Origin of the sequence: Nostoc cf. edaphicum LEGE 07299, assembly GCF_015207245.1 — a bacterium.
Classification (GTDB): Bacteria; Cyanobacteriota; Cyanobacteriia; order Cyanobacteriales; family Nostocaceae; genus Nostoc; species Nostoc edaphicum_B.
In genome coordinates, this window is sequence record NZ_JADEXF010000053.1 from 1 (window position 1) to 9,850 (window position 9,850).

At 42.3% G+C, this 9,850-nt stretch carries 9 protein-coding genes and 1 pseudogene; 9 read left to right on the plus strand and 1 reads right to left on the minus strand.

Annotated elements, in window-relative coordinates; translation table 11 throughout:
* The first annotated feature begins 464 nt into the window (after window positions 1-464).
* Together bchM and IQ229_RS02695 are read left to right on the plus strand one after the other, a co-directional pair.
* Window positions 465-1,151: a magnesium protoporphyrin IX methyltransferase gene (bchM, locus tag IQ229_RS02690; protein ID WP_194041050.1), complete on the plus strand. Its 687-nt coding sequence runs from the start codon at window positions 465-467 to the stop codon at window positions 1,149-1,151.
* An 81-nt stretch (window positions 1,152-1,232) separates the two neighbouring features.
* A complete protein-coding gene (locus tag IQ229_RS02695) occupies window positions 1,233-1,676 on the plus strand; it encodes a hypothetical protein (protein ID WP_194041052.1) in 444 nt (147 codons plus the stop codon).
* Between the two features lie 94 nt (window positions 1,677-1,770).
* Here the strand turns inward: IQ229_RS02695 and IQ229_RS02700 are convergent, their stop codons facing one another.
* A complete protein-coding gene (locus IQ229_RS02700; protein ID WP_194041054.1) occupies window positions 1,771-2,376 on the minus strand; it encodes a YdcF family protein in 606 nt (201 codons plus the stop codon).
* Between the two features lie 307 nt (window positions 2,377-2,683).
* On the opposite strand from IQ229_RS02700, the gene IQ229_RS02705 reads away from it, so the two are divergent.
* From IQ229_RS02705 to IQ229_RS02735, 7 genes and pseudogenes are all read left to right on the plus strand, one after another.
* Window positions 2,684-2,794 carry an ATP-binding protein gene (locus IQ229_RS02705; RefSeq protein ID WP_322743929.1) on the plus strand — a complete coding sequence of 37 codons (111 nt, stop codon included), beginning with the start codon at window positions 2,684-2,686 and terminating at the stop codon, window positions 2,792-2,794.
* 76 nt (window positions 2,795-2,870) lie between these two features.
* Window positions 2,871-3,662 (plus strand): response regulator transcription factor, encoded by a 792-nt coding sequence (locus IQ229_RS02710; protein ID WP_194041056.1) that lies wholly within the window; start codon window positions 2,871-2,873, stop codon window positions 3,660-3,662.
* A 38-nt stretch (window positions 3,663-3,700) separates the two neighbouring features.
* Window positions 3,701-4,375: pseudogene (locus IQ229_RS02715) on the plus strand (sensor histidine kinase); the annotation flags it as partial.
* A gap of 167 nt (window positions 4,376-4,542) precedes the next feature.
* Window positions 4,543-5,808 carry a M16 family metallopeptidase gene (locus IQ229_RS02720; protein ID WP_194041058.1) on the plus strand — a complete coding sequence of 422 codons (1,266 nt, stop codon included), beginning with the start codon at window positions 4,543-4,545 and terminating at the stop codon, window positions 5,806-5,808.
* Window positions 5,809-5,909: 101 nt separating this feature from the next.
* The gene (locus IQ229_RS02725) at window positions 5,910-7,184 is read left to right on the plus strand and encodes a M16 family metallopeptidase (protein ID WP_194041065.1); all 1,275 of its coding nucleotides are present in this window, start codon (window positions 5,910-5,912) and stop codon (window positions 7,182-7,184) included.
* Window positions 7,185-7,290: 106 nt separating this feature from the next.
* Complete coding sequence (locus IQ229_RS02730) at window positions 7,291-8,265, plus strand: peptidoglycan-binding domain-containing protein (protein WP_409339888.1); 975 nt, start codon at window positions 7,291-7,293, stop codon at window positions 8,263-8,265.
* A gap of 960 nt (window positions 8,266-9,225) precedes the next feature.
* Window positions 9,226-9,648, plus strand: a complete 423-nt coding sequence (locus IQ229_RS02735) for an ester cyclase (protein ID WP_194041062.1) — start codon at window positions 9,226-9,228, stop codon at window positions 9,646-9,648.
* Window positions 9,649-9,850 lie beyond the last annotated feature (202 nt).

Consider the following 9,850-nt stretch of genomic DNA (forward strand, 5'->3'; position numbering starts at 1 on the left):
AAATAGTATTTAGCGATCGTGAATCCTGAAACCATAGAAAAATAGCAGTTTTCATTTAAAATAAACAAATATTAGCTGAACAATGATTTAAACGGAAAAATAATGCCAACAGCTTATGAAATTACAACATCAAATTTGGTAATATACACCAATCCAAAGTAATTGTATAAATATCGCGACTTAGTGATTTATTTCAAAATAAATCGCTGTTATAGACAAAAAGGATATCTAAAAGCCTATCTAAAAGCCATAAAACCCAAGCTAAATTCAGTATTTTGCTTGTTAAGCCAGTACAGCTTCAATTTTGCGCGTCTGGATTTGAATTCGACACCCTGAGTTCCTCTATGTACATAAGTATCCTTGCTTATCGGCGAACTATCATCTGGAAAAATCTGGAAGACCGCTCTTATGGGTTCCTATCAATGATAATTTTAAGCATTGGGAACCCCTAAAAATCGAAGTTTATGAACGCAGCCGACGACAAAACGATTGTTCGCGAGTATTTCAATTCCACAGGGTTTGACCGTTGGAAGCGAATCTACGGCGATGGCGAAGTCAACAAAGTCCAATTAGACATCCGCAATGGACACCAGCAAACTGTGGATACAGTTCTCGGTTGGCTGAAGGCTGATAACAATTTACCAGAGCTATCAATCTGTGATGCTGGGTGTGGTGTCGGTAGTCTCAGCATTCCCCTGGCAGTAGATGGTGCCAAAGTCTATGCCACCGATATTTCGGAAAAAATGGTAGAAGAAGCCAGAGATAGAGCAAAACAAACTTTGGGAAATACCGAAAATCCTACTTTTGCCGTACAGGATTTGGAATCGTTGAGTGGTAGCTACCATACCGTTATTTGCCTAGATGTTCTCATCCATTACCCTCAAGAAAAAGCCGATGAGATGATATCTCACCTCTGTTCTTTGGCACAGTCGCGGATAATTCTCAGTTTTGCGCCGAAGACCTGCGCCCTGAGTATACTCAAGAAAATTGGCAGTTTCTTTCCTGGGCCAAGTAAAGCCACTCGTGCATATTTGCATCGTGAGACTGATGGGGTGAAAATCTTGGAAAGCAATGGCTTTTCTTTGCAACGACAGGCAATGACGAAGACTCGCTTCTATTTTTCTCGCCTACTGGAAGCTACACGCAATTAAGGTTAAAATCGCAGCAAAGGTATAATAAACCTCTTGCTGCGATTTGACAATTTCAAACATGAGATATGGTAAATATTGCCGTTGACATCAAGCTTTCTTTTCCTCAATGTTGGTATTCTGGCAAATAGAAAGGGGAATAATAAAGTGGTTAAATATGCTGAACGTTGTATTTTTTCCGAAGAAGAATATCTAGAGGCATTCCATTCAATTTATGAGGGATTAACCCCAGGACATAAAGCTATCTTGGATAAGTTATATCAGCATTGTTACTTTATGAAAGATAATCGCAGATTACGTACTTGGGAGTTATCTGAGGCTGCTGAATATGATGGTGATTCTCCTGGGCAAATTGGCCATTTAGGCGCAAGTTTTTGCAATTTTTTTGGAGTAAAAGATGATGAATTTGGTCAACCAGCACTTGCAATAGTTAATTGGTTTGCAGATGAAACGAATGGGTATTGGTACATTGGGCTAATTCCTGAAGCAGCTAGAGCATTTAAGCGTTTTCGCCTTGAAACTATCTAATTACAAGGGTTGATAATATTAGTTAATTTCTACAGGGAAAAGGTTACAGCTTTATTTTCTAATTTTGGGCATTTTCAGTTGCAGTCCGCTACGGCTATATTTTAAATACTAAGTAGACAAAGTAAAAATAAGTTTCTCGGCTCAAAAACTCCATCTGACTGCGAAAACTGCGATAGCGGGTAGTAGGTGTGGGAGACGAATGTGCATCCATTCCTAAGCCTCGTGCCATCAACACGGCTCGCTTCATGTGCAATGGATCGCTGACAATAAGAAACTTAGTTAATTGGTGAGCATTCGCTACTTCCAAAGCATTCTTGAGGTTCTGGTGAGTTGTGCGAGATTGAGTCTCAATAAGAATATCAGCAGCTTTTACCTGTTGTGCGATCGCATAATTTTTCCCAACTATAGCTTCAGCTGGTTCATTGCTCTCGCCAACTCCGCCAGTAAAAATGATTGTCTTAACAGATCCATTTTTATATAAGTTAATGGCGTGGTTGATTCGCTCCCTGAAAACAGGAGATGGTTCTTCTTTCCAAACTGCCGCTCCTAAAACAATTGCTGCATCTGCCTTGATATTATCAGTACTGCTGCCATATAAATAAATACTTGAGGCAGAAGAAGCGATCGCCAGCAACAAGGCAGAGATCAAAGCCACTGTCAGCAAAATTAACCATTTTTTGGGAATTTTGTAATTGAGCATGGGGCGTTGTCCTATTTTTCATTCTTAGTTTCAATATCTAAGCTAAGTGCATAAGTCCTAAATATCTATGGCAACCGTGATTCAAGAGAGTCAGTACGCAACGTTTTGCTCAAGGGCGATCACAATCTTTACGGTTTAACCTGGGACTGAATACTTTACTGTCGGCGCTTTTCGAGAGATGTCACGATCATCTCAAATGCCGAGCGTTGTAATGCTGGAGCTGACGCTCTATCTAGTTAAACTAATTTTTCAATATCACCATAGGCACGGTAGAATCCGCCACTAGCTGACTCACCTATTTCTTAAACTGGGATTAGCACTTGCCAAAAAGCTTGTAGACCTGCATGGTGGTCAAATTTCAGTTACCAGCGAGATTGGGGTAGGTACTACATTCACAATTGCCCTACCAGTGCAGTGACAATCTCTGCAACAGGACAGCCAGAAAGTCTATGAATATTCATAATTCATTTGACGCTTAACATCAAGGGGACACTATGACTAAAATTCTAGTGATTGAAGATGAGCCAGAAAGCCGAAATATATTTTTAGACAGTTTAGAAGCAGAAGGGTTTGAAGCGATCGCAGCCGAAAATGGTCTTGTTGGTATTCAGCAAGCACAAGAACACTTGCCTGATTTGGTACTTTGCGACATTCTGATGCCAGAACTAGATGGTTATGGTGTTTTGAATACGTTGCGCCAAAACCCTTTAACAGCAACAATTCCCTTCATTTTTCTCAGTGCTAAATCTACTAAAACTGAGGTTCGTCAAGGGATGAATTTGGGAGCAGACGACTATCTTACCAAGCCCTCTACTGTTGAGGAATTGTTGGAAGCGATCGCAACTCGATTAGAAAAACAAGCAACCATGCGCCAGTGCTATGTTGCTCAGTCCCCACCAGTCTCAGAACCCCAAAGTACTGACACAGGCACATCGACAGATTCCCAATCACTCTTGCCTACTTGCCCTCAACTCAAAGAGGTTTTCGACTTTATCGAAGCCAACTATTCTCAATCGATTACTCTGTGTGATGTAGCCCAAGCAGTAGGTTACTCTCCAGCTTACTTAACCGACTTAGTGCGACGCCAGACAGGAAAACCAGTGAATCATTGGATTGTCGAGCGCCGGATGGCAGCAGTGCGTACCTTACTTTTAGAAACCGACCAATCTGTAAATCAGATTGCTGAGGCTGTGGGTTATCAGAATGAGGGGCATTTCTACCGCCAGTTTCGCCAATATCATAGGACTACCCCCCAAGTTTGGCGGAAGGCGCAGCGCATCCAGTAGTTAATCCAAGTTGCTAGTTACTCTGATGGGCGATCGCAGTCATTGAGCATGGCGAAGAAATTGACCTAGAATTCCTGACTGAAGACTTACCAAAGTTAGTAGACTCGATGAAGCTGGCTTCAGAAAGGATCAAAGATATTAGCATCAGTCTCCGCACTTTCTCCAGAGCCGATACAGCCGAAAAAGTTGCTTGTAACCTCCATGAAGGGATTGAGAGTACCCTGTTGATTTTGAAGTATCGCCTCAAAGCTAACGAAAAACGTCCAGCAATTGAAGTTATCACTAAATATGGAAAAATACCACCAGTTAAGTGCTTTTTGGGACAGCTAAATCAAGTATTTATGAACATCCTCGCTAAGGCCATTGATGCCTTAGATACTTCCTGTGAGGTGCTTTCTTTTGCCCAAGCGCAAGCCAATCATCACCAAATATTGATTCACACCGAAGTATCCAGTGAGCAAAACATGGTGGTAATTCGCATCAAAGATAACGGTCAGGGGATGTCAGAAGAGGTTAGATCGCGGATATTTGATCACCTGTTTACAACAAAAGAAGTAGGGAAGGGAACAGGATTGGGACTCGCGTAGACGCAAAACGGCTTGTCGTCAGACATCGCTCGTCAAATTGTCGAAGAAACCCATGATGGGCGGTTGAGTTGCAATTCTGTGCTTGGTGAAGGAACAGAATTTGTCATTGAGATTCCAGTATTTTAATTAATTTGCGATTTTCCTCTCAATGCATAACGCTTCTAATTTTTCGGTAATCTGGAGGACAGGAATAGCATAATTCTGCTAAATCTGTATAACTTGATTCTAAATCAGGTATCGTTCAGAGTTAAAATGACACAATTGCGTTAAATTGTGGTCAAAACTACAAAAAATTGTTAAAACAACTAACTAATACCGTATTTCCAGCCTCCGTCTTCCGACTAGAGAGTGGTTTAACTTTTATTCATCAAGAAATTCCCACTACTCCTGTAGTGGTGGCGGATGTTTGGGTGCGTGCTGGAGCCAGCCTAGAGCCAAAACCGTGGTTTGGCATGGCGCATTTTTTAGAACACATGATTTTTAAAGGTACGGCGACCCTACCCCCTGGAATGTTCGATTCCAAAGTTGAAAACCGGGGTGGCGTGAGTAATGCAGCGACAAGCTATGATTATGCTCATTATTCACTCACCACAGCTGCCCCTTATTTAAAAGATACTCTACCCTACTTGGGAGAACTACTACTCAATGCGGCAATTCCAGAAGATGAATTTAGCCGAGAACGGGATGTAGTGCTAGAAGAAATTCGCTCATGTCAAGACGATTCCGACTGGATAGGATTTCAAGCTCTAATTCAAAGCATCTATCCGCATCACCCTTACGGACGTTCAGTGTTGGGCACTGAGCAAGAACTGATGCAGCAATCGCCAGAAGCAATGCGCTGTTTTCATCACGCCCACTATCAGCCGGAAAATATGACGGTGGTAATTGCTGGGGGTATAGCCCAGCAACCAGCTTGGGAAATGGTAAATCATTCATTTGCTGATTTTGCGGAACGCTCGAATTGTCCGCAGTTTGGGAAAGTGACAAAGCCAGCGATCGCAGGAATTCATCGTCAAGAACTGTGTTTACCACGCATAGAGCAAGCACGATTGTTGATGGCTTGGCTAGTACCCGGAGTAGAAGATATCCGTACTGGCTATGGTTTAGATTTTTTGTCCGTGTTATTGGCAGAAGGGCGGACTTCGCGTTTAGTGCGTGATTTACGAGAAGATTTGCAATTGGTACAGGGAATTTGCAGTAGTTTTTCTCTACAACGAGAATCAAGTTTATTTACAATTACTGCCTGGTTAGAACCAGAAAATCTGGAGAAAGTTGAATCTTTAATTTGCGCTCATTTAGATGATTTGCAGACTATAGGAATTAACGAACAAGAACTTGCCCGCACACGCAGGTTGCTATGTAATGAGTACGCATTTTCTACCGAAACACCAAATCAACTTACAGGGCTTTATGGATATTACAATACCATTGCCCAAGCTGAATTAGCTGTGACATATCCCCAGCAGATTCAGTCATTTGATGCCCAAGAATTGCAAAAATTAGCTAAACAGTATCTATCACCCCAGAATTACGCAGTTACCGTACTTAAACCATGTTAGTCATTAGTTATTAGTCATTAGTCATTAGCAAAAGACAAATGACAAAAGACAAATGACAAGTGACAAAGGACAAATGACAAATGACAAATGACAAAAGACAAATGACAACCTTGCTGCAAAAATCGCCCATCCATCGCACCGTATTGAACAATGGACTTGTCGTGCTGGTGGCAGAAAATCCGGCTGCGGACATTATTGCAGCGCGAATCTTTGTGCGTGCCGGTAGTTGTAACGAAAACCGGGAGCAAGCAGGATTGGCACATTTGTTATCAGCAGTGATGACAAAAGGATGTGATGGACTTTCTAGCCTAGAAATTGCAGAAAAAGTCGAGTCTGTAGGGGCGAGTTTGAGTGCAGATGCTGGCACTGATTATTTTCTGCTATCTTTCAAAACGGTAACATCCGATTTTGGGGAAATTTTAACATTAGCAGGACGGATTTTGCGATCGCCGACTTTTCCCGAAACTCAAGTCGAACTAGAACGGCGTTTAGCACTCCAAGATATTCGTTCCCAAAAAGAACAACCGTTCAATGTCGCCTTTGAACAAATGCGGCAGGTAATGTACCAAAATCATCCCTATGCTACATCAGTGCTGGGAGATGAAACCACTATGAGTAGCTTAACTCGTGCAGATTTAGTGGAGTATCACCAAACTTATTTTCGTCCAGATAATGTAGTAATTAGTATTGCTGGTAGAGTCACACCCACAGATGCAGCCGCATTGGTGGAAGAAGTTTTTGCTGATTGGCAATCCCCATCTCAGGCACTACCAACACTGAATTTACCTGAGATTAAGGTAGAACCGCAGGTAAGACTCAAGCCAGTCCAGACACAACAATCAATTGTGATGCTTGGTTATTTAGGAACATCAGTGAATTCTGTAGACTACGCCCCATTAAAATTGCTGTGTACCTACTTGGGGAATGGGCTTTCTAGCCGCTTGTTTGTCGAATTGCGGGAAAAACGAGGTTTAGCTTACGAAGTATCTGCCTTTTACTCCACAAGGCTCTTTCCAGCGTCCTTTGTAGTTTATATTGGTACAGCACCGGAGAATACCAGCATTGCCCTAGAAGGACTGCATACAGAAGTAGATTTGTTATGTACCACTGAAGTTTCCGAAAGCGCACTCCAAGCTGCTAAAAATAAGATCCTGGGGCAATACGCCTTGGGTAAACAAACCAACGGGCAAATTGCTCAGATATACGGCTGGTATGAAATTTTGGGCTTAGGAATTGATTTTGACACTAAGTTTCAAGAATTGATTGCGGCGGTGAGTGCCAAGGATGCGATCGCTTCAGCTTGTAAATATTTAAAAGAGCCTTACTTGTCTTTAGTTGGTCAAGAAGAAGCAATTAATCGAGCGATCACGAACTGAGAATGTGCCGCAGCTACGCCCGTCGGAGATATTGGAAAATGCAGCAGCTGTTTTTTAGACCAAGCGGCTGTACCATTAGCATGAGAATATTCTGGGAGTGAATTCCATGCAACGCAGCCTGACAGCAAGTATTTTGAGTTACTTAAAATTACTATATCCAACTGTAAATCGCTGTAAAATGGAAAAACGGCCAAAGAGGTCTAAATCTTTATCAGCCATTGAAATACTCTTGTTTTCTGCTACGCCTCTGTTTATTACCTCAACGGCTGTAGTATCAATAGCAGCCCCACAAAAAATTGCCCAAGTAAATCCTGGAAATAGCATCAACCGCCCTAGCCTGAAAGTTGGTAGTCAAGGCGAACGTGTAGCTGAACTTCAGGCAGCTCTAAAACTTTTGGGTTTTTATTCTGGTGCAGTAGATGGTATTTATAGTGAAAATACAGCTAGTGCTGTTTCCCGGTTTAAACAAGCAGCTGGCTTGAATCCAGATGGCATTGTTGATGGCAGCACTTGGCAACGACTTTTTCCTAATCAACCAGTAGCAGCATCAACCGTCCCTTCATCCCAGCCAAGATTTAATTCAGCTACAAATTTTCCTGTTCCCACCCAGGCTAGTAACCTCACCAACCTTGCAAATCCCAACCCCAACCCTCCGAGACAAGCTGTAACACAAGTTCCAACCAGACCAAAACCTACTACTCCAAAAAAAGCTGTAACCCAAGTTCCGACCAACCCTGAGCCAAGACCTGCTACTCCCAGAAAACCTACGACTTCTAGCACTAAGAAACCGCCGCAGCGTACTACATCAACTACTCGAACTCAGTCAAACACAACTACAAAACGAACTCCTGGTATTCAATACACCTCAGAAGGATTGCCAATTTTGCGTATAGGATTACGTGGTTCTGAAGTTGTTAAGTTGCAACAACAACTGAAAAAGCTTGGTTTCTTGAAAGGTGATGCCGATGGAGACTTTGGCGAGACAACCGAAGCAGCGGTGAAAGCAGCACAAAAGCGCTATGGCTTAGAACCTGACGGTGTAGTTGGTGGCTCTACCTGGGAGATTCTTTTGCGGCGTTAGGCTTATCCCTACTCTTAAAGCTTTAAATAGGGTATGAAAGTTAATCTTTTAAAAATCTAGAATTTAGATTCTTAGCGCCTTTGCGTCGGCAGTCGCTCATGGAGAGCCAGTCAGTTCCAGGGGTTCCCCCGTTCTAGGAACTGGCGTGGAAACCCCAGACGCTCTCTACAAGACGCGACGCCAACGCCATTAATATACCTCGTGATTTCAGTCACTTCAAACGGCTGGAACTCTCATTATGTTATTCAAAGGATCGAGCTTGAAAGCTTTTGAAAACTCCAATCTCAGTACAAATGTTTCAAAATTCGAATTGCTATCTATGTTCAGCCTCAGTCGCATTGTTACAAAAATTGTGAATAATGCCTACAGATATACGCCATCAGAGGGAATCATTACAGTGTTAGCCAGAGTTGAGAAGTCAGCACGGGCTAAACGCCCCGCTACCGCTAACAGCATCTTCTCACTCCCAATACGGTTCGGATAAGACTCGATCCCCCCAACCCCCCTTAAAAAGCTATCCATTAGTCACATCTTTCTTTACAATCTTGAAACGCTTGTTTTGTCGGCATCTTGAACACTGAGGTGTCAAATATACTTGACAGATTGGCTCTTAGTCTTCTCGCTAAAATTAGGTTTTTATTGAGAATTGACGACGAACGAATCAGGGTTAGAAAAAGCGTGAGTGAATACTCTCGTAAATGTTGAGAAAGATCCGGGTAATGGATAGCCCTTATAAAGGGGAGGAAACAACATTTCTTTTTCCCCCCTTTCCAAGGGGGGATTAAGGGGGGTAATTCGACTTGTGTATACACGGTAGCCTAAAAGGAGAGAGGAATGGAAGTGAGGTTAAAGTGTATTGCTTCCATTCGAGAACCGCCATAGTTAATTGACAATAGTGCATCTTGTCTGTCTAAATAAATAACTAGAGTTCGCCTAATTTTCAGTAGAGGAACAGCAGCAATGTCTTCCATTGAGGAGAACAAAATAATTGCTCAACGGTGGATGGAACTTATTAGCGAGCATAAAATCGAAGAAATTTGCGAGATAACCGCCTCGAATTGGAAAATGCACGGTGGTTTACCAGGACTTCCCCTTGGCCCTGAAGGGGTACGCAAACTCTTTGGCTCATTTGGCCCTATCCAGCAGAAATGGACAATTGAAGACGTAATCGCTGAAGGTGACAAAGTTGTTGTGCGTGCGACTAATACCTGCATTCAGGAGAGTTTTCTTGGCATACCTAGTCGCGGCCGTCAACAGACATTCACTGCTACATTCATTCATTATATTGCCGACGGCAAGATAATTGAAACCTGGCGAAACGCTGACGACCTTGGACGGGTTCTTCAGCTTGGGGCACGGATTGAACCAGGAATATCTGAGTAATAGCAGTAGTTGATTAAAACTATTGTTGTGTTAACCAGCTATCTGTTCAGCACAGACAAGAATTTTGAAAAGAGATAAGTAGGTAGACATAATTAAATATAAAATAAACTCTTAGTTTGTAGTGAGCGATTTATCGCTCAGAGCAAGGATTATCAGGACTAAAGTCCTTACTACAAACTTTAAATTTATTTATGCCTAGATA